Origin of the sequence: Microbulbifer sp. MKSA007 (assembly GCA_032615215.1) — a bacterium.
GTDB lineage: Bacteria > Pseudomonadota > Gammaproteobacteria > Pseudomonadales > Cellvibrionaceae > Microbulbifer.
On record CP128433.1, the window covers coordinates 2509603 to 2535227 of the forward strand.

At 45.8% G+C, this 25625-nt stretch carries 21 protein-coding genes and 2 pseudogenes; 16 read left to right on the plus strand and 7 right to left on the minus strand.

Annotated features, from left to right (window positions below; genetic code table 11):
- The first annotated feature begins 37 nt into the window (after window positions 1-37).
- Together QT397_14070 and QT397_14075 are read left to right on the plus strand one after the other, a co-directional pair.
- On the plus strand, window positions 38-535 hold the full coding sequence (locus QT397_14070) for a hypothetical protein (GenBank protein ID WNZ58416.1): 498 nt from the start codon (window positions 38-40) through the stop codon (window positions 533-535).
- A 791-nt stretch (window positions 536-1326) separates the two neighbouring features.
- Window positions 1327-2577 (plus strand): anthrax toxin-like adenylyl cyclase domain-containing protein, encoded by a 1251-nt coding sequence (locus tag QT397_14075; protein WNZ58417.1) that lies wholly within the window; start codon window positions 1327-1329, stop codon window positions 2575-2577.
- Between the two features lie 49 nt (window positions 2578-2626).
- On the opposite strand, the gene QT397_14080 is transcribed toward QT397_14075, so the two are convergent.
- Window positions 2627-3046, minus strand: coding sequence for a TraR/DksA C4-type zinc finger protein (locus tag QT397_14080; GenBank protein ID WNZ58418.1), 420 nt, complete (start codon window positions 3044-3046; stop codon window positions 2627-2629).
- Between the two features lie 124 nt (window positions 3047-3170).
- Between QT397_14080 and QT397_14085 the strand changes: the two genes are divergently transcribed.
- From QT397_14085 to QT397_14110, 6 genes are all read left to right on the plus strand, one after another.
- Entirely contained in the window at window positions 3171-3533 is a 363-nt protein-coding gene (locus QT397_14085) for a MerC family mercury resistance protein (GenBank protein ID WNZ58419.1), read from the plus strand.
- Between the two features lie 9 nt (window positions 3534-3542).
- Entirely contained in the window at window positions 3543-4052 is a 510-nt protein-coding gene (locus QT397_14090; GenBank protein ID WNZ58420.1) for a DUF2796 domain-containing protein, read from the plus strand.
- A gap of 3 nt (window positions 4053-4055) precedes the next feature.
- Window positions 4056-4523: a transcriptional repressor gene (locus tag QT397_14095; GenBank protein ID WNZ58421.1), complete on the plus strand. Its 468-nt coding sequence runs from the start codon at window positions 4056-4058 to the stop codon at window positions 4521-4523.
- Entirely contained in the window at window positions 4523-5563 is a 1041-nt protein-coding gene (locus QT397_14100) for a GTP-binding protein (GenBank protein ID WNZ58422.1), read from the plus strand. The genes QT397_14095 and QT397_14100 overlap by 1 nt, the downstream gene beginning before the upstream one ends.
- Window positions 5564-5675: 112 nt before the next feature.
- Window positions 5676-8039 (plus strand): M1 family metallopeptidase, encoded by a 2364-nt coding sequence (locus tag QT397_14105; GenBank protein ID WNZ58423.1) that lies wholly within the window; start codon window positions 5676-5678, stop codon window positions 8037-8039.
- A 107-nt stretch (window positions 8040-8146) separates the two neighbouring features.
- Window positions 8147-8632, plus strand: coding sequence for a hypothetical protein (locus QT397_14110; protein WNZ58424.1), 486 nt, complete (start codon window positions 8147-8149; stop codon window positions 8630-8632).
- Window positions 8633-8790: 158 nt separating this feature from the next.
- On the opposite strand, the gene QT397_14115 is transcribed toward QT397_14110, so the two are convergent.
- The 4 genes and pseudogenes from QT397_14115 to QT397_14130 all read right to left on the minus strand — a co-directional run bounded on the left by QT397_14115 (window position 8791) and on the right by QT397_14130 (window position 13351).
- Window positions 8791-9348: a hypothetical protein gene (locus QT397_14115; GenBank protein ID WNZ58425.1), complete on the minus strand. Its 558-nt coding sequence runs from the start codon at window positions 9346-9348 to the stop codon at window positions 8791-8793.
- 530 nt (window positions 9349-9878) lie between these two features.
- A complete protein-coding gene (locus QT397_14120; GenBank protein ID WNZ58426.1) occupies window positions 9879-10094 on the minus strand; it encodes a hypothetical protein in 216 nt (71 codons plus the stop codon).
- Between the two features lie 165 nt (window positions 10095-10259).
- Window positions 10260-12586 (minus strand): annotated as a pseudogene (locus QT397_14125) (TonB-dependent receptor).
- Window positions 12587-12628: 42 nt separating this feature from the next.
- Window positions 12629-13351, minus strand: a complete 723-nt coding sequence (locus QT397_14130) for a DUF1826 domain-containing protein (protein ID WNZ58427.1) — start codon at window positions 13349-13351, stop codon at window positions 12629-12631.
- Between the two features lie 771 nt (window positions 13352-14122).
- Here QT397_14130 and QT397_14135 point away from each other — a divergent pair.
- Window positions 14123-16239 (plus strand): annotated as a pseudogene (locus QT397_14135) (S46 family peptidase).
- A gap of 51 nt (window positions 16240-16290) precedes the next feature.
- On the opposite strand, the gene QT397_14140 reads toward QT397_14135, so the two are convergent.
- Entirely contained in the window at window positions 16291-16914 is a 624-nt protein-coding gene (locus tag QT397_14140; protein WNZ58428.1) for a DUF3299 domain-containing protein, read from the minus strand.
- Window positions 16915-17000: 86 nt separating this feature from the next.
- Here QT397_14140 and QT397_14145 point away from each other — a divergent pair, with 86 nt between their 5' ends.
- From QT397_14145 to QT397_14160, 4 genes are all read left to right on the plus strand, one after another.
- Window positions 17001-17738, plus strand: coding sequence for an ABC transporter ATP-binding protein (locus QT397_14145; protein ID WNZ58429.1), 738 nt, complete (start codon window positions 17001-17003; stop codon window positions 17736-17738).
- Window positions 17728-18936 carry an FtsX-like permease family protein gene (locus QT397_14150; protein WNZ58430.1) on the plus strand — a complete coding sequence of 403 codons (1209 nt, stop codon included), beginning with the start codon at window positions 17728-17730 and terminating at the stop codon, window positions 18934-18936. Before QT397_14145 ends, QT397_14150 begins: the two co-directional genes overlap by 11 nt.
- Before the next feature lie 257 nt (window positions 18937-19193).
- Complete coding sequence (locus QT397_14155) at window positions 19194-20498, plus strand: hypothetical protein (protein ID WNZ58431.1); 1305 nt, start codon at window positions 19194-19196, stop codon at window positions 20496-20498.
- Window positions 20499-20618: 120 nt separating this feature from the next.
- On the plus strand, window positions 20619-21140 hold the full coding sequence (locus QT397_14160; protein ID WNZ58432.1) for a DUF4166 domain-containing protein: 522 nt from the start codon (window positions 20619-20621) through the stop codon (window positions 21138-21140).
- Between the two features lie 68 nt (window positions 21141-21208).
- Here QT397_14160 and QT397_14165 read toward each other — a convergent pair whose 3' ends face one another.
- The gene (locus tag QT397_14165; protein WNZ58433.1) at window positions 21209-21931 is read right to left on the minus strand and encodes an isochorismatase family cysteine hydrolase; all 723 of its coding nucleotides are present in this window, start codon (window positions 21929-21931) and stop codon (window positions 21209-21211) included.
- Window positions 21932-22531: 600 nt separating this feature from the next.
- On the opposite strand from QT397_14165, the gene QT397_14170 reads away from it, so the two are divergent.
- The 3 genes from QT397_14170 (at window position 22532) to QT397_14180 (ending at window position 25460) form a co-directional block, all read left to right on the plus strand.
- Entirely contained in the window at window positions 22532-23434 is a 903-nt protein-coding gene (locus tag QT397_14170; GenBank protein ID WNZ58434.1) for a prohibitin family protein, read from the plus strand.
- 290 nt (window positions 23435-23724) lie between these two features.
- On the plus strand, window positions 23725-24516 hold the full coding sequence (locus tag QT397_14175) for a penicillin-binding transpeptidase domain-containing protein (GenBank protein ID WNZ58435.1): 792 nt from the start codon (window positions 23725-23727) through the stop codon (window positions 24514-24516).
- A gap of 116 nt (window positions 24517-24632) precedes the next feature.
- On the plus strand, window positions 24633-25460 hold the full coding sequence (locus QT397_14180) for a DUF2059 domain-containing protein (GenBank protein WNZ58436.1): 828 nt from the start codon (window positions 24633-24635) through the stop codon (window positions 25458-25460).
- Window positions 25461-25625: the final 165 nt, after the last annotated feature.

The window sequence follows — 25625 nt, forward strand, 5'->3', positions numbered from 1 at the left end:
CAACTATCGAAATTGAATTTGCTGGCTAGATATTTTTATGGGAATATTTTTTGTTATTCTCTTTGTCGGAGGGCTGCTTGCAGTCCCATATTTGGTGATTAAACTAACCATGCTTGAACAAGATGAAAGTAGTCAGTGGTCAACCTTCTGGAGGCTGGCTTCCGCAGACTATTATACAATGCAAAGTGTTGCAGCTATCCCAGTCACTGGCTTGTCATGTTATATATCGTTTTATCGAGGGGTGTCGACAGGAAGCTTTGAATTTATAGTAATTGCTTTTGGTTTGGCGGTTCTCATATTGTTTTTAATTGAAGATCTTCTAAGGCAAGATTATCTTCAATTTCATATCAAAAATTTAAAGCTGTTATCGATAAGTGTCATTTCTTTAACGTTGATTGCTCTAGAGTTGTCAATGGCAGCCACTACATTTATTGGAGCCATCGCTATACTTTGGGTGTCAGTTAGATGTGTAAAGCAACAAGTACTCAGCAATAGAGATAAAACAGAATCTGGAACTTTAGACGGTGACAGGTAGTCGGCAATGTAATTGATATAGTCTGATAAATATCAATTTTCTTAGTGTTCAAATTTTGGTGGGTCCGGGTGTGTTTAATGTCGTAAAGTCCAACGATTCCTCTTGTGTATAACAGGCTCTGTTCTGACTCAGATAGGTAGATTAATTGCGCTCCTTTAGGAAAAGATCTCGGAGGCTAGCTAGGGGTCTTTTTTCTTTAGGTTATAATTCGTGATCTGATGTGGCCACCCTTCTCTAATCTGGTAAATACTATATCTATCAAGAATATATTCATCTACAGGATATCATATATGTCTAGTACTGATGCTTCAGTTGTTTAAACCGACCCTTCTCAATTCAAAAGGCCAAAATCTAAAAAAATATGTCCAAAACCTAAAGGCTGGGGTTCGAACTGCGTGTAGGCTTAAGTTTTAGAGCAAACTGGAAATCCTTTGGATGCTTTAGGTGATACGATCCACGGACTTTGGTATTTTGGTAGCCTTTCCTTTGCGTATGAATTTGGGGTAGGGCATTTTTCAAGCCAAGCTTCCTAAGAATTTGGCTTTATTAATTGGATTCAAAAGACTAATTCAGTTTGTGTTCACAGATACAGACCTATAAATAAGTCAGGGCGATGGGCAAGATCTCTACCTTGGCGTGTTTGATAATAGTAATTGGACTAGTGCTTATTTTTAGAGGCACAAAATATAGATTTAGTAGTTTTACATTCATCGTAATAAATTTCTATAAATAGCATTTATTTAGCTAATCGAAATTTATATGTAGGCTGCCCCGAAACAGGAAGTTAATACATGGACCTTATATTTAACAATGCTGCATTGCGTCAAAACCTTATAGGCTGCCCGGCTTCTCATGCAGACGCATTTAAAACCACCGCAGCATCTCACCGTTGCGTTATCATCGTTCGCGCAACAGGGCCAACATGTACCCAATTACTTGAGCAGGGATATGACACAAAGGGCTTTAGGATTCATGGGAAGTCATGTGATTGGGGGCCGATGGCAGGCTTTGTATTACGAGACCCCCGGTTAAATAAACACGGGATGAGAAAAGCGGCCTATAACCGTGATCAACATCGAGAAGCCTTTACTGATCTACAGTCTGGTGCAGGTTGGACTGCATCAACAACACCTCTTCGATTACATCAGGAACGGGTTGATTGGCTTATTCAATCAGGAAAGATCAATGTTACAAGAAAAACTCAAGATCGTTACGAAGGTGTAGCCAGCCACCTCAGTGGCATTACTTTTCATTACTCTCTTATCAGGGTTAACACATGCTTGGGAGACATGTGGGGTGTCTATGTCGATAAGGAAAAAAGTAGGCAGTCAGGCTTTATTCAGGAGCGTGGCAACATTGTTGTTCAGTATGACACTAAGTACAAGGATATGTATGAGCCGCTACTGGCAATGACCAACCCCGTGGAGCATCGTCATTTTCGTAATGAGCACCCCCTTAATGCAATTACTGGAGATTATGATCTGTTTGCTATCTGGCCATTTAAGCGGGGCGCAAAGAAGTTTGATCGATATGGAGATGATCGCCGTATTCTCGGCACTGCTCAAGCTTGGTCGCAGCGTCAGCATATCGAAACCCAATTAGAGAGAAATTTCACTACCCAAAGGCAAGGCACCAAGCTGGGTAATATAACTAATCGGATTTATGAAGTAAGCCAGACACTCAATTCCACTATCGGTGGTATCCGCAGCCCGAGAGCTGGAGCTGGGCAGTGGGGGCCATTCCCGAGAAGAAATGTGCTATGGCACAGTGATGAAGCCGCACGCCCATATGTGAATGACATAGATTTACCCCTTATTGCATTTACTCCTGCTCGCAGTGAAGTGGTCATTCAAACTTTGCAGGCTTTCAGAGAGCTTATAGCAATGTGCAGAATAAATGGTGTCAATGTCACTCTGGCAGAGGGCTGGGCAATGAACCCTACCAATAATAAGCCAGACCGATTGGGGCAAGGCTACGGAAGGTTTGTACCCCGCGACTGGCACTTTGGTCAGTGGATTGTCCCACCTTGGTACAATGCTTAACTATCGGGCTGTATGAAAGAAATATTAGTGGTCTCTTAGAAGGTGACCCTTATCTTCGCTTACTGTAGTTACGCTCCAGTATTTCCTGGCGAGCTTTCTCTTCAAAGGAAAGCTCTGCGGTGGGTCTTATCAATAGTCGCTGCAGCCCGATAGGGTCACCGCTGATTTCGCAGTAACCGTAGCTGCCATCTTTTATTTTCTCCAGAGCCCGCTGGATCTTTCTCAACAGCAGGTTCTTTCGACCGGTAAAGCGCAGATGTTGCTGGTTCTCTTGCTCTGCGGTCGCCCGGTCCAGGTCATCAGCTAAGGCAAGTTTCGTGGTAGCAATAGCCTGTTGCCCGTGTGCAAGCTCGGCTAGCAGGTCATTTCTCAATTCCATCAGAAGCTGTTTGAAGAAGAGTAATTGCTTTTCGTTCATATAGTCTGATGCAGGCATCCCCAGCAGTTCTTGTTCACCGATTTTTGGCATTCCATGAATCCCCTGTTGCATAGCTCGTGTTGACTTGAAATATTAAATTTATGATATAACATATCATTAAGTTGATTGAAGTGTATGTGGTTGTCTTGGGTTCTCGTAGATTAAAAGGATTGTTGTGAGAGATACTTTAGGAATTTTGGCTTCTGGGCTTTGCTTGCTGCACTGTCTTTTGACTCCTTTGTTACCGCTATTGGGAGGTTTGGGGATATTGGGTGCTTTACAAGAGGACCAGTTTCTCCACTTGCTGTTGCTTGTACCTGTGGTAATTCTGGCCTTGGCCAGCTTCCCAGCCTCTTGCCGGCGCCATCAGCGCTACGCGGTAATGATTGTTGGTTTCTCCGGGGCATTGCTGTTGGTTGGTGCGCTATATATCGAGGGAGTATGGGAGCTAGTTGCCAGTGTTCTTGGTGCAGGCTTATTGATTGTTGCCCACTGGGTAAACCTGCGCTTGATTTATCGGGATGCTTTAGTCGAGTAGGTGAGGGTCATGAAACTTGCAGGAGCATTGTTTGTTGCGTTGTTTTGGGCCGGCCCAGTCGCTGGGGAAATGGGAAGTCATGTTCACGGTAAGGCGATGATGTACCTGGTGGCCGAAGCAGACAAAATCATCGTCGAGCTGGAGTCACCCACAGTCGATCTAGTGGGATTTGAGCATGCGCCACGTAGCGATGTTCAAAAGCAGCGGTTAGAGCAGGTTGCTCACGAGCTATCCAAGCCAGATCATTTTCTTGAGTTTGTCGGTGCCCAGTGCAAACCCTTAAGTGTGGAAGTTAAAGCGCCATATAGCGCAGAAGTTACCAGTGACAACTCGGTGCGCAGTGGTTTCCGTGCTAGTTACCAATTCAAGTGTGATAATCTGGCAGAGTTCAACAGTGTCATTGTTACCCTGTTTGAGAGGTTTCCCGGTATTCATGGGATTGCAGTGCAATGGATCAGCTCCGGTCGTCAGGGGGCTGAACTGCTCACTGGTAAAGACAACAAATTGCAAATGAAATAGGCTATGAAAGCATCCCAAATCAAACAGACCCTGAGTGTGGCGGAACAAACCTGTCGCAGTTCAGGTGCCCGCCTGACTGAAAAGCGTAAGAACGTTCTTACCGTGTTGTTGCGGTCAAAAACTCCGCTCTCTGCCTATGAAATAGCGGAGCATTACAATGGTGACTTTGGCGACTCAATTCCCGCCATGTCAGTCTATAGAATGCTGGACTTTCTGGCAGCAGAGAACCTGGTTCACAAACTCAATTCAGAAAACAAGTACCTGGCCTGTGCTCATATTGCCTGTGACCACAGCCACCAGACCCCACAGTTTTTAATCTGCAATCGCTGCAGCAAAGTGCGGGAAATTGGCATTAGGCCCGAAGTCATTGATGCATTGCGCGATACAGTTGAAAGTGCTGGATATCATCTCCAGACATCCCAATTGGAGCTGGATTGTGTTTGTGATGAGTGCAGCCGGGATGCAGCTTAGTGGCAGCTAGTCAGTTAATACGCGGGGTACATGCCAACGTTATCACTGGTTTTTTGGGCGTCGGCAAGACAACGGCTATCCGGCATCTCCTGGAAAGTAAGCCCGCTAATGAGCGCTGGGCTGTTCTGGTCAATGAGTTTGGAGAAGTGGGCGTTGATGGCGCACTTTTTGAACCAGAACAGGAAGGCGATATTTATATTCGGGAGGTACCTGGCGGCTGTATGTGCTGTGCTGCTGGTTTGCCGATGCAGGTTGCTTTAAACCAGTTACTGGCTAAGGCCAGGCCCCATCGATTAATAATTGAGCCGACGGGCCTGGGGCACCCTAGAGAGGTGCTGGCGGCTTTGTCTGATGCAGTGCGCGGCGGTGTGTTGGACCTTCGCGGTACGCTAACTTTGGTCGATGCTCGCTGTATTGAAGATAACCGCTACTTACGTAGTGAGACTTTTCGGCAGCAATTAGAAGTTGCTGATCTGGTAGTGGCTAATAAGTCTGATCTCTACGGCCCCGAAGACTTGCAAAACCTTCAGCGATTTCTCTCGTTCTTAGGTGAGGGCGCTGAAAAACCGCTGCAAGTGGTGGAGCAGGGGCGTATCGAATTGGATTGGCTCCAACTGCCCTGCAGTTTTCAGGTCTCGTCAGGGAGTGACCACCACCACCCAGTAACTCAGGCGGCGGATGAGATTGAGCTATTGCCGGAGTGTGGCTATCTCCGCTCAGAGAATAGCGGAGAGGGATACTACAGCTGTGGCTGGCGTTTTAGCCCTGAATTTATATTTGATTATGATGCGGTCTTTTCACTATTCAGTGGCACTGACGCTGAGAGAATCAAGGGGGTATTTATTACCGAGCAAGGTGTATTTGGATTTAATAAGGCTGGCAAAGTGCTTACAGTTTTAGAGCTGGATGACACATTGGAAAGCCGGGTAGAGGCGATTAACCAAGCGCGTCTGGACTGGGATGCAATGGAGAGCTCCTGGATCGCTGCCCTGGCGGATAACCAGGGTACCGAAACAAAAGTGTTTTACGAATCCAAATAGCTATATGGCCAGGTATTCAAATCTGGCCTGGCTTATTAGAAATTTTTGCATAAATTCGGTCCGACCGTATTCCGTAAAGTTTTAATCTGACGTAAATCTCTGAAGTAAACCAATGAATATAAAATTACTCGGCCGCTTAACTGTGGCATGGCTTGCTATGTCCGGAACCTCGGGCAGCTTTGCCGCAGATCCCCTAAATGTAACCGGTGATAAGTTCCGCCAGCTGGAGGAACTGCTGCCGACACCGAATAGTTACCGAACAGCGTCGGGAGCCCCTGGTCATGCCTATTGGCAGCAGCAGGCGGACTACGATATCAAGGTTTCATTGGATGATGATAAGCAACTGATCACTGCTTCAGAGACCATCACTTACACCAATAATTCGCCGGACACCCTGCGTTACTTGTGGGTGCAACTGGATCAAAATCGCTTCAAGCCAAATTCCTCTGGTAATTTGGCGACGCCGGTTGATATGGAAGCTATTGAACCGGACACCATTCCATTTAAGAGTTTTCGTCGTGCAGTAGTATCCGGTGAATTCCCAGGCGGATACCAGATTACTAAAGTGGCTGACACTCGGGGTAGGGAGCTTCGCCATACTATTGTCGATACCGGCATGCGAATTGACTTGCCCCAGCCTCTGGCCTCAGGTTCCAGCGTGAGTTTCCAGATTGACTGGGCTTACAAGGTTATTGAGCAGAAAGCACTGGGTGGGCGTTCCGGTTATGAATATTTTGAGCGCGACGATAACTACTTATACGAGATAGCCCAATGGTTCCCTCGTATGGCTGCATATAACGATGTTAGCGGGTGGCAAAACAAGCAGTTCCTGGGACGCGGCGAATTTGCGCTGGAGTTTGGGGATTATCGCGTTGCTATTGAAGTGCCAGCAGATCATATCGTTGCTGCAACCGGTGTTCTTCAAAATCCCAAGGATGTATTGACCTCCAAGCAGCGTGAGCGCTTGCGAAAGGCTCGAGTAGCCAGTAAGCCTGTGATGATTGTCACTAAGAATGAAGCGCTGGAGAACGAAAAAAGTCGTTCAAATAAGCGTAAAACCTGGGTATTTGAAGCTGAGAATGTACGTGACTTTTCTTGGGCTTCGTCACGTAAATTCCTGTGGGACGCACAGGGTTACAAGAAGGGTGGAACCGATACGATGGCTATGTCCTTCTACCCGGAAGAGGGCACTCCACTGTGGGACAAGTACTCAACAGAGTCCATTATTCATACAATAGATATCTATAACCGCTACAGTTTTGACTATCCCTATCCGGTCTCTATTTCCGTCAATGGCCCTGTGGGGGGAATGGAATACCCCATGATCACCTTCAATGGTCCGCGCCCTGAAATTGATGAGGAGGACCGCAGCAAGCGTACTTACTCTCGCCGCACCAAGTATGGGCTTATCTCTGTGATCATTCATGAGGTGGGGCACAATTATTACCCTATGATCATCAACTCTGATGAGCGTCAGTGGACCTGGATGGATGAGGGCCTGAATACCTTCGTACAGTTCTTGGCTGAACAGGAATGGGAAGAGAAGTATCCATCCCGCCGTGGCGATGCACGAAAAATTGTCGAGTATATGAAGAGTGAAAACCAGGTTCCGATTATGACGAACTCGGAATCTGTGCTTCAGCTTGGTAACAATGCCTACGGTAAGCCTGCAGCTGCACTGAATATCCTGCGTGAATCCATTATGGGGCGTGAGTTGTTCGATTTTGCTTTCCGGGAATATGCCCAGCGTTGGAAGTTCAAACGCCCTATGCCTGCGGACTTTTTCCGCACTATGGAAGATGCATCAGGTATGGACCTGGATTGGTTCTGGCGCGGATGGTTCTACACCACTGATAATGTCGATATCAGCCTTGATGCCGTACATCATTACACCGTTGGTACACAAAATCCTGGAGTGGAAGGGCCTTGGAAGCGCGCCCAGCATAAACGGGAACCCGAGACTATCACTGTTATTGAAAATCGCGCGAAAAAGTTGACTCGAATCGTCGATGCTAAGCCGGAGTTGGAAGACTTCTATAATACTCACGATGAGTTTGACGTTTCTAATGCGGATCGCAATAGCTACCAAAGTAAACTAGAAAATCTAGAGGACTGGGAAAAAGACATGCTCAAGGTTGAGAGTAATGTCTACGTGCTGGACTTTAGCAATATTGGTGGCTTGGTGATGCCACTGTTCCTGCGGCTGGAATATGAAGATGGGAGTGTTGAGGATTTGCGTATCCCCGCTGAAATCTGGACTCGCAATGCCAAGAAGACCTCCAAAATGCTGGTGAGGGATAAGAGCAAGGTGCTTAAGTCTGTAGTGCTCGATCCCCATTGGGAAACAGCGGATGTCAATGTGGAGAACAACTTCTATCCACGTCGAATTATCAAGTCACGCCTGGAACTATTTAAGGATGAAAAGCAGCGTAACTTGATGAAAGATTGGGATGAGGAGCTTAAAGAGGAAGATTAGGTCTTGGAAAAAGTGCAGCACGCAGGCGGTCGGCCTGGAGGCTGCACTTTTGTCCTTTTTACTAAAAATATCCATCTGAAACATTCATTGTGTAGTGGTAGTATTTGATGAAAGTTTTACTTTCCTTTTTAGTGATAGTCACAACCTCGGTATTTTCATTCCAGGCAAATGCACATCGCTATCATTTTGGTTTGACCAACCTCTCCGTAAACGGGCGTACTCAAACGCTGGAGGTTTCCCATCGTTTTTTTGTTGCTGACATTGAAAAGGCCTTATCAATAAGTGCCAGTAAAGAGTTGAATGAAGCACAAAGACAGATGGAGAGCTATGTCAATTCAAGATTTCAGATTAGCCAGGAAAATGGTGAGGTGGTGAAGCTTAATTGGGTAGGTATGGAAGCCGACGTTCATGACATTTGGATATATCAGGAAGTGCCTATGGTAGATATTTCCAGTAAAAAATTGAACGTTAAACAATCAATGCTGATGGAGATAGAGCGGGACCAAGTGAACACATTGAATGTCAATAATGGCAGGGGAACTCAAAGCTACACCTTAAAGCCCGGTGAGAGTAAGGTAGGGTTCACTTTATGAGCTGGAAACTTGTCAGATAGTATCTAATTCTGTAGTTGATCGTTCAGGGTTGACCTGACAGAAGACCTTTTGAAAACCGGTAACTGTCAGATCAAATCTGAACTGATGCAGTCAAGAGCAGAATAGCTCAATAGGCTATACGTCACTCTTGAGAAAAGTTAAATTACTTGCCCCGTTACCGGCATATATATCATGGTTGTATGGGAATTGCCGTTATGATTACTATCTTTACCAAAAAAATGAGCCATATCTAGTAGCTCCCAACCGCCTGTATTTCCATCAGTAAAAACACAGTCACTTTTATTGCCTGCTCCATGACCATTTGAGGTATGAATCATTACATGTCTCATAACTCCTAAATTTGATAGAAAACCAACGAAGCAGCCCTCCGGCAAGGTCATCAAATCGTGCAGAGTATTAACTGATCGGGCTCTGGGGGTGGCTCCAAAAATTCTATTGTAGTTATTGTTACCAGTAACATTATAGTTTTTGTTGTCCATGGTTACACTAGGGCAGTTTACACCCTTGGCGCTCCAGGCACAGTAGAGCGCAGCGTCCCAGCATTGCAAACTGCTTAGTTTTGTATAAAGGGAAAGCTCTGGTCCTGTCAGAGTGCCGTTCATGAAAGCGGGTTTAGCATTCCCCATCGCTTCAGCTAACAGACGTGTTCTTCTACCCGGTGTTTGCCCCTCAGGGATTAAGGTCATTAGTGGCATTTTTGTTCCTTATTTTTATGCTTAGAAGTTGTTTTCTAAATGTTAATGCACTAAATGAATCGCATTGAAGCCATGATAAATGAATGGCGGACCTAACTGTTAGAAAAAAGTGCTATTTGTAATGCTGTGTTTTTGTCGGCTAATGGCAATCTCTAGATGCGACTCTTTATTTTATATTTTTTGATTAAATGGCCGCGCTTTGTGGGCAGCAAGTCGTAAAACCCTACTTGGTATCAGGGGTTTCATTTTCGTAATTTCCGTTTCAGATCTTTAGTTTGAGTAACTGTGATCTCTGGTATCAATTTCTGGATGTTATTAACGGCTTCTTGTTACTTGTAAAGGCAATTGAGTTGAGGTCGCTATGGTTGTTTTAGGTTGGAGTAATAGCTAGATGTAAATCTTTCTTAAATTATCCGCATCGATGGGTAGGGTGTTTGGGTTTCCTTATAAAACTATTAATCTGGAGTCACATAATGCCAGTCGAGGCTATTGTGTCCATTGGTTTTGGTGGTTTTTAGTTGTCTCCGGGGTCATATTTCTTCACGTACTTGTTTAAACCAGCTGAGTACTTTCTGGTGGTGTTCTTGCCCGTATAAGAGAATAAAATTACGGGTGTGGTAGTTCTTGTTGTCCTGCAGTGCATTGATGCGCTCATCAACAAATTCTGGTGTTAGTTCGATGCCGCACTCTACCGTAATGCAATATAGCCAAGCATTGAAATTCTCTGGCACTACTGGCTGGGTCATAATAACTCCTAATTATTTTCTTGGTGCCTACGGGCCCTAAGGGAAGTTCTTGTGAAAACGCAGGGATTTTTCTAAGTTCTTATTGAGGGCAATTTATAAAATGGAAAAACCACCGGCAATGATTACTGCTGGTGGTTTCATTGATTGACTAAAGCCTTTCCCTCACTAAAACATGCCTCGCAATCCAACATTAAAGTTCCGCCCCGGCAGTGGAGCAAGTTCCTTTAGGAAGGATGAATGCACGTAAGCTAACTCGTCAGTTAGATTGTTAGCCTTCAGATAAACGGTGAGGTCGTGTTGGCTTCCTTGAAAAGTGTATGCAAGCTCAGTATTCAAAAGTGTGTAAGCAGCGGTGCTGGTTTCCAGTTCTGATACTTTGTTTTGCTCAAACGCGTGCGTAATCTCAATTCCTGCATCCCATCCATTGGAGCTATAACTTAACATACCGCCCAATCGTGCAGGTGGAGTGCGAGGCAGGTTACCTCCGTCATCTAACTTTCCACGAACAGTGTCTCCCCACAGTGTTAATGTGAGTGGCTTGGATATTTGCCAGGCAAATTCAGCTTCTAGCCCGTAGAGTGTCGAATCAGCTTGATCGAAGACATAAACGGGTAATTCGCCATGATTGTGACTCTCTTCTTCCTCATCGTGACCATGCTCTTCAATATCTTCGCTGGTGTAGCCCGTATTTCGCTCGTAGTAGAAATTATCAACCTGGTTGTAGAATAGATTCAGCACCCAGCCGATATTTCCGGAATGCCGGCGAAAACTGAGGTCAATGTTGTTGGAAACCTCTTCCTCAACATTGTTCTCGTAGTAAAAATAGGGCTCTTCTGTGTCATCCAGTCTAAATAGTGCGCCGACTTCGAAGGTGCTGGTGCCAATATGGGGACCATAAGAAAAAAGTTCAGCGGCACTGGGTGCTCGTTGGGCGTGGGTAAAAGAGATGCCGGCATTGTAATTAGCGGCAATGTCCCAGACCAAGCCGGCAGAAAAGCTAAAGGGTGTGAAAGCTAACTTATCGAGATTTCCCCCTCCCAGTCATCATCGGTGGCTTCGATAGTGACTCTTTCGATTCGGGCTCCTAACTGCCATAGGAACTCTCCCGTGTGCTTTTCCTGTATTAGCCCAATCGCTGAGCTTTCCGTTGTGCTCGGCGGAGTGAACGCCTCTTCGCCTATTGCTTCAAAATCGGTGGTTTTGCTTTCCAGGGTTATTGCACCACGCCAGCCGGCCATATCTTGCAGCAGCAGGTTGACCCGTGCTTGCAGTGTTTGATTACTGAATGTCGTACCGATAGCGTTGTTTTCGATCTCAGAATGTTCGTAGTCTGTGTAGCCAATTCTGGCATCCAGGCCGCTCAACCATGGGTTATCCAGTGACATTTCGCTAGCCAATTGCCAGCGGTCCTGTTTCAAGTCAGAGACTACTTCTAACTCTTCTTCATGCTCGTCATGATGCTCTGACTCATCTTCCTCGTGTTCCTCATGTTCTTCAGCGTGCGAATGGCTGTGCCCGGGAATACCGTTAATTCGCTCCAGGCGTCCATAGGCAAGGCCGATTGAACCATTATCTAAAAACCAGTTGCCACCGATGTTGAACCCTTTGCTTTTTGAGTCACTGTTCTCTAATACCCCACTGGATTCTTCGCCATAGTCGCTTGAGGTGGGAATTTCATAGTCGTCACCTTTGCGCCAGAAGCTGTCCACGTGATACGCCAGCTGATCATTGCCGCCGGTATGAGCCAGCGAGGCTTCGCGCTCATCTGCCACGGTATTGCTTCCCAGCGAATAAGCAGTCCTGTTTTCACTAGAGGTAGGGATCCGCTCATCTACCACATTGACTACGCCACCGATGGCTCCTGAACCATAAAATAAAGTGGCAGGCCCCCGCAGGATTTCTATCTGCTCTGCAGTAATGGTCTCAGTGGCGACGACATGGTCTGGGCCAACTCGGGAGGCATCGGCGCTATCGAGCCCATTTTGGGTAATCAGAACGCGGGGGCCGTTGAGTCCACGGATAATGGGGCTACTGGCTACTGGTCCAAAGTAGCTGGAATGAACCCCTACTTCATTCTTGAGGGTTTCTCCCAAAGTGGAGGCTTGTTTTCGACGCAGCTCTTCGCCGGCTACCACTGTTACTGGTTGTGCTGATTCAATGGTGGAAGCATGTAATGGTGTGGCTGTTACGTCAATTTGTTCGATAACAGTGTGTTGCAAGGTAACCTTCAGGGGCTCATCCTGACCAGCTTGTAAAATTACTGTCTTATGGCTGTGCCCCGGGGCATTGATATGGATCTCGCGGAGCTGTGAAGTATTCACCTCAAGTGAAAATCGGCCCTGCGCATCTGTTTGTGCCTGCTGTCTACTTCCCGCGACTTCAATACTAGCGCCATAGATGGGCTCTCCAGAAGAATCTAATACCTGGCCGGAAATCCCATGGGCCAGGTTAGATAGGGTCATCAGTGCGAAAAGGTTCGCAGTAAGTTTCATGAGTTATTCCTTATAAGATTTTTACGTCCAAGTGCACGCTAGTTACTCGTTGGCGGACCCGAAATCGAAAGTGAGCAGTAGTCGCAGTTGGCCGGGATCGACACTGGGTGAGCGATGGATTAGGCCGAATCCTTCATTGCCTTCCCAGAGTTCACCTTTGAGTAGGGCAACCGAGCCGCATGCCAGGTGATTGATGGAAGTTGAAGGAAATTCCTGGTTGGCCTTCAAGTCGAGTGTATGAGGGTCAATAGAGTCTGGTGTCAGCCACTCTGTCCCGGTGCCCAAATAGGTTGTAATCAATCGGCAAGGCACTCGGTCTACGTGAAATTTGGGGCACATTGCACCGCTTAAGGTTGTTAAGCGAATGCCGACTCCGCTTAACTCAAACAGGTAACTGAACATATCTGCCAGTAGCTGGATATCAGCACATAGGTGCGGGTAGGGCTTAAGCTCCGGTAATACTTCAGCGAGACGGTCAATCTTGGTGGTGGGAAGCAGAATCCGGCGGTTGGGATGCACAGCGCTATTTAGAAGAGATTGGCAATTATAGGCTATGTCTTTGGGCAGTTCTCTTTGCCAGATAGCCATATTGATATCAGTTTGGAAAATATCTGCCAAAATTTCTCCGGTATCTGCAGACACGGACCGGCGGGTATTTGGCTCCTTTACCTCAGATACTCCTTTTCCAAGTGGAACCAGCTCCGCATTATTTACCTGTGTAATCAGTGGCTCACGGCTTCTTTCGTTAGAGTAAATCAGGCTCAAGATATGCTCCTCTTAAGTAAATTCGGCTAGCGAAAATGTTTTCCGCATTGTTTATTTGCTTTGCTCTTAATGAGCGAGAGCAGGGTGTTAGTGAGGTTCCTGGCTGAAAGCGTTCAATCTTCAGTTGTGGAGATGATATAACGTATCATATTTGGGTTGGTGAGATTAGGCAACCTCCAGGTATTGAAGAGGAAGAGGGGTTTTGGAGTCAAAATGATCGAGCTGATGTCGGTCGTTGGGATGAGACGGTGGATGTTGTAACAGGAATAGGCTTTCTGAGGTGTGCGGGTATGTGCTTACGGGTAGTGAGTTACTTCGCGATATCTCACAGAGGGTCATACTGTTTATCGCAAATATCTTTCTTGTTGTCGGCGCAACTTACATTTTACTCAGATCTGGTGGATCTAAAATGATATAGTGTATCAATCGTATCTTTGTGGTTTATCCAAATTGGGTGGAAGAGCCAGGAAAATAATGGCGATGATTGGCCGGCTTCAAGTAAGGTCTCAGATTCGTGTTGGTCTACAGCCGAAGAGGGTATGTTACTCTGTCAGCTTGCTGTGTTTGTAGGTGAATTTTCGGTGTTTATGCCGCAAAAAACAGGGTTAGTGTTGGGAAACATCCAAAGCTCACCTGTTATTATTTAAATATTGCTGAGTAAATATGAAAATAAATAATTCTATTGTTTACGGGGTTGCAACTGCTGCACTACTCGCTGGAGCCAGTTACTCCAGCCTTGCTGCAGAGAAAGAAAGTGTTTCGACCGAGGGGATGTGGCAGCCTCACCAGTTGCCTGAATTGTCCAAGGAGCTTCGCAGTCATGGCCTCGAGCTGGACCCAGCCAGCATGACCAAGCTTACTGAATTCCCTATGAATGCGGTGATTAGCCTGGGGGGTGTTCCGCTTCCTTTGTCTCTCCCACGGGATTGGTGATTACCAACCACCACTGCGCCTACGGTTCAATTTCATACAATTCAACTGAATCCAAGGATTTACTGGCGGAAGGTTTCCTGGCCGGGGATTTAGCGGAAGAGTTGCCTGCTGCACCTGGCTCCCGTGTCTATGTCACCGTTGCAATGAACGAAGTGACGGATAAGGTTAATGAGCGCCTGACTGATGAGATGGATGGTGCTGCACGTTTTGCCGCAATCGAAGAAGCAGAGAAAGCGCTGGTTTCCGAGTGTGAGAAAGAGCCGGGGCATCGCTGTGAGGTTTATAGCTACTACGGCGGTTTGAATTACTACCTGGTCAAGCAACTGGAAATCCGCGATGTGCGTTTGGTCCATGCGCCGGCATCTTCGATCGGAAAGTTCGGTGGCGATATCGATAACTGGATGTGGCCTCGCCATACCGGCGATTACGCCTTCTACCGTGCCTATGTGGGTAAAGATGGTAAACCGGCCGATTACTCTAAAGATAATGTCCCTTACGAGCCCAAGCACTACCTGCCCGTAGCGGCAAAAGGCCCTAAGGAAGGCGATTTTGTGATGGTTGCCGGTTACCCTGGCCGCACTAATCGCTATCGCACCGCCCAGGAAGTGGAAAGTAACTTCAATTGGTATTACCCAAACATGCAGCGGGTATTGGGTGAGTGGTCAGAAACGATTGGTACGGCTACCGCCGACAATAAAGATGCAGAGTTAAAGTATGCCAGTCTCGTGGCAGGCTTGAATAATTACTCTAAAAACTTTACCGGCATGATGGAGGGATACCAGCGTAGCGATCTATTGCAGCGTAAAGAAAAGCTGGAAAAAGATTTGCAGGCCTGGGTGGATTCAGACAAAGCCCGCCAGAAAAAATACCAGTCTACTATTGATGACCTTGAGGCACTGGTTGTAGAAAAAGAATCAACCCGTGAACAGGATCTCGCCATCGATTATATGGATCGTTCAGCTATGCTGGGTGCCGCGAGCAAACTGTATCGTTTGGCTAAAGAGAACGAAAAACCTGATGCTAAGCGCAAGCCGGGTTATCAGGAAAGGGATCTGACCCGATTCACAGAGGGCATGCGTCGTATTGAACGCAGCTATCATCCATCAGTCGACAAACAGATCTGGCTCTACTTCCTGGACCGTTACCAGGCACTCCCGAAGGAGCAGCGTATAGCCAGCTTTGATCGTTTCTTGAACATCGGCAAAGGCAATACAGACTTAGAGGCAACACTCGACAAAATGTATAAGGAAACAGAGCTTTCCGATGTCGAGGTACGTGAAGCATGGATAGGTAAAAAGCCTGAAGACTTTATAGAGAGCAAAGACCCGTTTATCCAGCTGGCAGTGGCCATGTACGAAGACATGCTTACGCGTGAAGAGCATGAGGAGTCCATGAAAGGTCGCTTTGCTCAGTTGCGCCCACAGTATATGGAAATGCTGATTGATTATTACCACTCACTGGGTAAGCCGGTTTATCCTGATGCAAATAGCTCCCTCCGCGTGACCTATGGTTTGGTCAAAGGCTATGAGCCACCACCAGGTACGATTAAGAAGGCCGCTGACGGCAATGACGGTAAGCAAGGTTTTGTACCCTTTACAACTTTGCGTGGCATTAAGGCCAAGTACACAGGTGAGGCTCCCTTTGATGCCCCTAAGGCTTTGATGGAAGCTATCGATAAGAAGAGCTATGGCCGTTACTATGAAAAGCAGCTGGATTCGGTGCCGGTTAATTTCTTAAGTACCGTAGATATTACGGGCGGTAACTCAGGATCTCCGACAATGAATGGTCGCGGCGAGCTGGTGGGAGTCGTATTTGACGGAACCTACGATAGTATCAATGCTGATTGGGACTTCACCGATAGCACCCGGGCGATTCATGTCGACATCGCTTACATTCTCTGGGTAATGGAGAATATCGACGGTGCCGGATACCTGGTTCGGGAGATGGGCCAATAGCCGGCAATCGATGAAGTAGTGTCCTCGGGTGAGCAGCGCTCGCCTGGGACATTATTCTGTGTAAGGTTGAATGTTATCCACTTCCATACTGTAAGCCGCAGTTCCGAACTCGCTTTCTATTTTCAATGTTCTCAGTTTCCCTTCTATAGAGAAAGGTTCATACAGAGCGTCAACTTGAACTCCCTCAGGAAAACTGCCATGGATAACCTGATTTGGGGGTGGGGGCGGCAGGTGGATACAGGCTCCGAAGTAGGGAACAAAAAGGAAATTGGAAATTGTTAATTCGTCATTGAATTCAATTGGAACTATAAACCCAGCAATACGTATCTGTTGGTTGTCGAACTCTGGTTTTATTCGGGTGGAAGTCAAAGCGGCTTGGTAGCGGCTTTCATTTTCGCTCGTAGTGGCAATAGCTGATGAGTTAGGCATTGAGTCGGCAGTGGAGCCTTCAACAATATCATCTATGTATTCTGGTGGGTTGAGTAACGCATCCAGATCATCTTTTGGGATTAACTCTTCCCAGCTGACTTCACGATAATTGATACTTACCTGTTTGACTTGAGTATCTTCAGCGACTGGCGCTGAAACTTGATTGGTTTCAACTGGGCTATCACAGCCAGCTACGAGTAGTACGATTGCCAGGGTGCAGGCTGATGAGAAGAGATATCTGTTCATGGCTGGGGTTTATTTATCGTATTAAATGATTTGATATATCATTATATATCTGTTTGCAAAAATCCATGCTGCAAATGAGGTGCAAGATGAATGCTTTCACTACGAAATTGAAACTAGCGGTTGAAGTGGAGCAGCTGCGCTTCGCCTATCGTACAGGTCCTTCGGTTTTAGAGGTCCCTTATTGGTCAGTACCTGTCGGTGAGCAGGTATTTTTACGTGGCCGCTCCGGTAGTGGTAAATCAACACTGCTGAACCTCCTGGCCGGTATTCTGTCGACAAAAGTTGGAAGCCTTAAGGTTCTGGGTCAACCACTGGGTACACTGAGTGAGCGCAAGCGGGATCGCTTCAGGGCGAGACATATTGGCGTTGTATTTCAGCGCTTTAACCTAATTCCCTATTTGAGTGTGGAGGACAATATTCGTGTCGCTACCCACTTTTCTGGTTTCCGTGGCGATTTTCGCGGCAGGGTTAATGAGCTGCTAACGGGACTCTGTTTAGGAGAGGAAATTTTACCCAAGAAAGTGGCCAGCTTGAGTGTCGGACAGCAACAGAGGGTGGCAATCGTGCGGGCATTGATCAATGAACCGCAGTTATTGCTGGTTGATGAGCCTACATCTGCTTTGGACCCTGAAGCGAGAGATGCTTTTGTCCAGTTGTTGATGACTGCATGTCAGCAAAAGAAATGCACTCTGATCTTTGTCAGCCACGATAGCTCTTTGGAACGACACTTCCCTCTGGTTATGGATATGCGCGAAATAAATATTGCCTGGAAACTTAGGCCCGAGTGGGACACTGCACCGGAGGCTTTAGCCGATGTTTTTTAAACTTGCTTGGCAAAGCCTGATGCAGCGTAAGGGTAGTGTGTCACTGGCCGTATTGTCTGTAGCAATCAGTTTGATTCTAATGTTGGGGATCGAGCAGTTGCGAAGCCATACTAAAAACAGCTTTAGTCGAACTGTGTCAGGGGTAGACCTTATTGTTGGGGCACCTACGGGACAATTGAATCTCTTGTTATACAGCGTATTCCATATTGGGAATGCCAGCAATCATATTTCATGGGATAGCTACCAGGAACTTACTCACTTACCCCAGGTACGTTGGGCGATACCCCTATCCCTGGGGGATTCGCACCAAGGTTACAGGGTGGTGGGAACCTCAACGGGATTTCTCGATCACTATCGGTATGGGAATAAGAGGCCATTGGAGCTATCAACCGGCCAGAATTTTATCGATACTTTTAGTGTCATATTGGGGGCGGAGGTCGCTCGGGAACTCAACTACCAACTTGATGACACTCTCACATTGGCGCACGGTTTGGTTGGAACGCGCTTCACAGAGCATGGTGAAAACCCCTTTATCGTTAGTGGCATACTCAAGCCTACTGGTACACCAGTAGATCGAGCACTCTATGTAAGCTTGGCGGGACTGGAAGCCGTTCATGGTGCTGATGCGGAGCACGATGATCTGGTGCCTAATAACATTACTGCCTTCTTACTCGGGCTTAATTCCCCTATAGCTACATTTCAGGTACAGAGAAAAATAAACGAATATTCGAAGGAGCCGCTGCTGGCAATATTGCCGGGCATTGCACTATCGGAGCTTTGGCAGATATCCGGTGGTATAGAAAAGGTACTATTTTTTGTCTCAGCTATGGTGGTTTTGGCTGCATTACTTGGCTTATGTATCTTACTACTTTCCACGATGCGCGAGCGCAGACTGGAGATAGCACTACTGAGAACTGTAGGTTCTGGCCCTTTGTTTTTATTCCTATTGATCCAGACTGAGGCATTTTTGGTTTTACTTTTAGGTGCGACAATTGCTGTTTCTGGATTGATAATGGGAGGCTGGCTGGTTGAGCCAATTCTGACAGATAAATTTGGAATCTATTTGGACGGCGTTGTTATAGGCGAACATACGATTGTGCTTTTAGCTTTAGTACTGGTAAGCACATTAATTGTGGCTGCTATTCCCGCTATAAGTGCATGCCGCCAGTCTTTGGGGGATAGTGATCTTCTGCATTGACTAGAAGATGAGGCGGAGCCAAATTCAGAGTAAGACTTTCTCTAGATTTTGATGTCAGAGGTAACCGAATATCTTTTATTTTATGAGCGATATTAGCTTTGTAATTTCTATATATATTTGCTTTGTTGCCTTTCCACACCATTCGTGATCCTATTTCCAGGCTGCGAGCTTTTCCTGTCACTGGGACTATTTATATCCCGTGGCTTGTAGCAGCCTACAAACACTATCTAATAATTTTTCATGACAAGGAAATAGTTTTGAATAGGATAATACTAACAATCTTAATGTTGCTGGGTAGCCTCAATATATTTGCTTCAACCCCAGATATTGAGCAGGCCAGAGATTCCTTAGAGATTGTGAAAGAATTAACCCCCTGGCCTTGGGAAGAGCCGGTAACTCCAATTATTGAAGAGTATCTGGCAGCTGATTTTGATCAATATTCGGGAATGGCAAAATCCCACTACATGGTTGAAGAATTACTGATGCACAAGTGGGGGCAGTCAATCACAGAATTTATTGTATTAGCTGAGCTTCTATACACGTTTCAGCCAGAAGATTACCAGAAGCAATATAGGCCGGAATTTGATGCCGCTATTGCCGACCTGAATCTATTCAGGTTGGCGATTAATGAGTTACTGCTTCCCCATGTGCCCGGTTATAAACTGAAACAGCAAATTTTGACTAAGCGCTTTGATGGCGAGGGTATGGTAATTGCTGTTTTTGATTTGTTTGATCCGACACGCTTACAAGAGCAGCGCGAACAGTATCCCAATATTGAAGCGGAAGTTGCCTTTGGTGATCCCATCACTTTCCTTCATGGTAACACCGTAATTGATATCATTTTGGATATTGCTCCGAAGGCGACTATTGTACCCGTTAGTGCCGAGAGCAAAACTTATAATGATGCAATGGCCTATATGCGGTATCGAGATGACATTAGTGTGATCAATATGAGCCGTGCATTTCATATCACCAATGACCAACTCGACCCAGAGTTTGCAGAGCATCTTTCCGCTATTTTACAAAGTAAGATTTTTACCAAGTCACTGGGGAATACAGGTACAGATCTTGAGCATAACAACACCGATGTCAGAGAGCGCTTGGAGCTACCACCACTCGGCAGCTTCTTTACCTATGACCTGGATTTAATCAGGGCATTCCTTGCTCAGAATGAAGGGCAGGCCGGTGCTGAGAATTTGTTTTTTGCAATCAACCTCCAGCCATTCTCAAATGAGATCTCACTTACGGCGACGGTTCCGGGTTACAACCCCTTGGCTATTAAGCAGAGCTTTGCTATTGCCGGCGATGCAGTATATTCAGCTTCCAGTCAAAACTTTGAGTCTGGTAGCTCTTTTGCCGCTCCTCAACTAGCGGCTGTCAGCCTATTGCTCCTTGAAATGGCAGACTACTACGGCCTTAGCAGGGTAGAAGCTGCTCAACTAGTGAGCAAGTCATTGAAAGATAATGCTCGCCGCAGTTGGCTAGGTGATCACAACACCGGGCTTGGGTTCGTTGACGCCCACCGGGCTATGAGCGCTATTCTGAGAGCGAATAGCAAATAAGCTTGATTTAGTCATCGAGTTGAATGAGAGTGCGCTGGCAGGTTGAATATTTGCAGCCTGCCAGTTACCTGTATAGATGGTACTGTGGGTAAAGGAAGTGAATAGGAATAGGAGTGAATATTGAACATACTTTCCGCTCATATGGGGTCCTCATTCAATGAATTATCTCCACTGTTGCAATTTGCACACACTGGGATGAAGAGGTATGAGGGTTCTGTTGTCGTCAAACGAGGTGGGGTTATTGCGAATACTATTTGTTCAATATTTAGATTCCCGAAGGCGAGTTCAAGTTCGCAGTTAGTTGTTGATTGTGGACACTTTTCCGATCGGATGGATTGGGTGAGAGATTTCGATGGGTTCAAGATGAGCTCATCATTTTATTCAGAAAAAAATTATCTGGTGGAAAGGCTCGGCCCTTTGGAAATGCAGTTTACCGCTCATAATGTCAACGGAGCACTTGAATATCAGTTTTCGAAAACGAAGCTATTAGGTATAGCTTTGCCAAAATTTCTTTGGCCCAAAGTCAAGGCTTATGAAACAGAGAGTGAAGGGCAGTATCAGTTCAGTGTCAGTGTGCACATGTTTTTAGTGGGGTTCATTTTATCATATGCTGGCGATCTGAAAATTACGGAGCCCGCTTGATTTAAAATGCCATTAGGGAAGAGCGATCTCAGTAACAAGCTCTTCCCCAACAACAATACATGATTTACTTACCTGGTATTAGAGGCTTCCGCTAGTCCCTTCAGGAGTTTCTGACTATCTGTATAAGCGCCAAAGACACCTCCCTGCATAGTAATCATCTTGAGAGCCGACTCATGGTTGCCGATGTCGGTAGCCCCAGTGCAGTCTGATAGAAGCAGGCACTCGAATCCTCGATCATTTGCTTCCCTCATGGTGGTGTGTACGCATACGTCGGTTGTAACGCCCACGAGAATCAAGTTATCGATCCCTTTAAGCTTGAGTATTAGCCCGAAGTCTGTAGAAAAGAAGGTACCTTTGCCTGGCTTATCAATAATGACCTCACCAGCTTTGGGCGCTAGTTCAGGGATCACGTCCCAACCAGGTTCCCCTCTGACTAAAATACGTCCACATGGTCCCGGGTCGCCGATACCCGCAGCAATTTGTCGTGAGCGCCAGCGTTTGTTTGGAGGGAGGTCAGAAAGGTCGGGGCGATGCCCCTCCCGGGTGTACATAATGTGATAGTTTTCTGCCCGCATCGCATTCAATACTTGCTGGATGGGTTCGATGGGCTTGCGCATTGCCTCCAGATCATATCCCATCTTGTCGACATAGCCGCCGGGGCTGCAAAAGTCCACCTGCATGTCAATAACCACGAGAGTGGTGTTTTCTGGCCTGAGATCCCCATTATATGGCCACTTGTATGGGTTGGCCTCGACAGGGCCATTTTTGTCCGATGAATCTGAAGTGCTCATTGTCAAGGCCTCTACTTATTGATAGAGAAAGTGATTGCCAATGGATAATAGCGTTGATTGAGAGCTTGATTGATTGGTAAGACTTTATTGGGCGCACAATTCTTGCTTAGGTGAGGTATGACCGAATCCGCATAAGTAATGAATGCTCATCTGGTAGTGGGTTTAGGCGTATCTCTCCTATATCTTTTGTTCATGAAAGGCCAAAACATTGCGACATATATTTTGTGTATTCGTTTCTCTTCAACTATTTGATCAAATTTAAAAGGCCGCCTTTATTCGTATATCTAGCATATGAAATTTCGAGTGCGATTTTATTTTGCGCTAAATATCTACAAACAAGATCACGGTTGGATAGTTGAAGCTTACTTCTATATTTCGGTTCAAAGAGTTCGTTCCACTGATATGTGGAAGTGAAACGTCACACTTTTTTTATTGAAAAATTATCTATATTATCCTGCGTGTCATTTTGAGTGAATTTTAGTGGGGCTTATTTGGTACTCCCTTCTGGTTTAGAAATATAGGGATTAAAGAATATCCGCTTATGTATTCATCTTTGAAGTTAAGAACCGTTTTTGGATGTAAGTAGTTAAAGGAAAGTTTGTGGAAAATCTTAAGAAGGGAATTTTCGCTGGTGTTGCATTACTGATTATTCCTATCGCCATGGGGACTGTTTTCACGGTTGACGAGGGGCACGTAGGAATTGTAAAGCGATTTGGTAAGGCAATCTCACAGGTTGATCCTGGAATTCATACGAAAGTCCCATTTATGGACAATGTGGTCGAAATCGAAGTAAGAACCCGGAAAAATGTTGAGACGATGAATGCCGCCACTGCAGAACAAATGCCGTTAAAAGCAGTGACTGCGGTGAACTGGACGGTAACTCGCAGTGCAGCCATTGATTTGTATAAGCAATATGGCGGTTTGGAACAATTTGAACAGCGGATTCTCGATCCCAGGCTGAGAAGCGCCAGTAAAGCTGGTTTGGCTGAATTCAAGGCAGAGCAGATTATCCAGAACCGGAATGCAGCAATTCGACGTATTGAGGAACTCTTGGAGGAGGAAACCAAGGGGTTGCCTATGGAATTGGGAGATGTACAGATTGAGAGCATCAGCTTGCCTCCCAAGTACATCCAATCTATTGAAACCAAGCAGACAGAGTTGAACCTGGCGGCTGCCGAAAAGCACAAATTGGAACGTCAAAAGCTGGAAGCGCAACGTGAGGTGAATACTGCTAATGCGCGCCGTGATGCCACCAAAGCTAAAGCAGATGGTGAAGCCCATAAGATTCGTGTAGAGGCCGAGGCGGAAGCTTTTGCGATTCTGGAGAAAGGGGAAGCGGAAGCCGCAGCGATTAAAGCAAAAGCTGATGCGATTGCCAGAAACCATACCTTGGTTGAATATATCCGCGCGCAGCAATGGAATGGCCAGATGCCTTCAACTATTATGGGTGGCGATCAGCCAATTCTGTGGGATATGGGGAATAACTCAGACCGCAGAAATTAAGATAGCTCAAAGCTAGAGCTTTGCTTGCTTTTTACACAAAAGGTTTGGCGTTTATCAATAGGAAACGCCAAGCCTAGTTTGTTCAGTTGGCAGTATTTCCTAAATTCTAAATGATGGTACAGTTATTACTTAATAAGGACTGTTTGTTAGTCTCTTAGTTACTTGACTTGCCAAGTAACTCCTCCCAATATCCGAAAGGTACTTTTCGGTGTGCTAATTACCCAGTTTATCCGGATTAAATTTATTGATGTTCCTCGGGTATCACGCACTCTAAATCAAGGAGATTCCGGTTGAAACACTTTATATGGTTTATCACTGCTGCAATATTGGTTTTTGGTGTCAGCAACTCGGTGATTGCAGAAGATGGGGGCTCATGTAGCAAGTTATGTACTTTTGTGCTCAAGAATAGTCGGACCTCAGAATATACGGTAATTAATAGGGAGAGGGCAGCCAGGCAGTTCACACCATTCTCTACTTTTAAGGTTCCAAATACCCTTATTGCACTTGACTTGGGTTTAGTTGAGAACCTGTTACAAGAGCTAACCTATAATCATGACAAATACCCGGCTAAAGGGTGGTGGCCTACAATCTGGTCAGAAAGACCTTTGACAATTCGCGAAGCATTTCAAAATTCAGCGGTTCCGATCTATCAGCAATTAGCAACGGAGATTGGCGCTAAGAGAATGAATCAGTATTTGGCAGGTTTTAATTATGGTAATCGGGATGCTTCGTCTGGTATTGATACCTTCTGGCTCAATGAGAGTATCAAAATATCCGCGTTGGAGCAGGTAGACTTCCTGGAACGTTTATTTACTGGTCAATTACCTGTATCGCAGTCAGCTATAGATAAAATTAAAGAAGTGATGCTGGTAGAGGAGACTGATACCTATAAGTTATATGCAAAAACAGGAGGAGGGCCAATAGCTAAAAATAAGGCTTTAGGCTGGTATATTGGAATTGTAGAGTCCAATAACAATATTCATTATTTTGCGATTAACATAGATGGCAGCAGTTTTCGGGAAGTACAAAAGAAAAGAATTGAAATTGCCAGAAAGAAACTATCTGAGTTGGGGGTTATTTAGGCTCTTTATAGCAAAGCTGTGGTACGTCTGTTTTGCAATGGTTAGGGCTTTTTGATTGATTGTTGTGAGTCAATCGGCATAATGGCGATCAAATTCACTTTCATATGGGGCTTCCTATGGGAACTCAAGCTGTAAAAGTTATATTTGCTTTATTCATCAGCACCTTTTGCTCATTATGCCTGGCTGCCGATAAAGCAGACAATTTGGATAAGCTTCTGCTTGTATCGGGTTTCACCAAGCAGGTTGAGGGGTTTCCTGAGCTAGTAAAATCTGGATTTGCGGAAGGCGTACAGCAAGGTGCACCAATTCCTCAGGATAAACTGCAAAAGATTCTTGAAAGTGCAGATAATACAATTTTACCGTCCATCATTATGGAAGAAGTGCGCTCGTCACTGAGTACTTCTCTGACCGATAAAGATGTTGAGGTCTTATTGGCTTGGTATGAGTCAGATATCGGTAAGAAAATTACTAAGGCTGAAGAGGAAGGAAGCTCTGAAGAGGCATTCCAGAATTTGATGGCTAATGCACAGCAGTTGATGGCTGACACAAAGCGCGTTGAAATGGCAACTCGTATTGATCAGCTTGTTGGTGCTACCGATATAGCGATGGAGATGCAGGTCTCTACGGGTATTGCTGTCTATTCCGCAGTGATGGCAGTGATGGCTCCCGGCCAAGAGATCAATCTAGATGCTTATAAGGCACAAATGGAGGCAATGAAGCCCCAGATGCGTCAAAATGTTGAGCAATTTGTAACTCTCTCTTTCGTGCAAACTTATCAAGGATTCGACGATGCAAGCCTAGCGAAATATGAGGAGTTCTTGAGCCAACCAGAAGCTAAAAAATTCAACTCCTCTTCAATGGCAGGGCTAAATAAAGCTCTAACACAAGTAATCGGCCGTTGGTCCGGTGATATGGCCTCTATACTTAAGAGTGAAGCGAACTGATTATGGGGTAGGGAGCTCCTGAATATCTTTGTGCTTTCTAATTAGATATTTAGGGGTTCCTCGGCCTACAGCCTGCTTCCATATTAGCCGTAAAGGAAGCAGGCTGGTATGATCAGCATGTTTTAACTATTTCTCTCTATACTCTAAGGTGAGTTTCATAAGCTC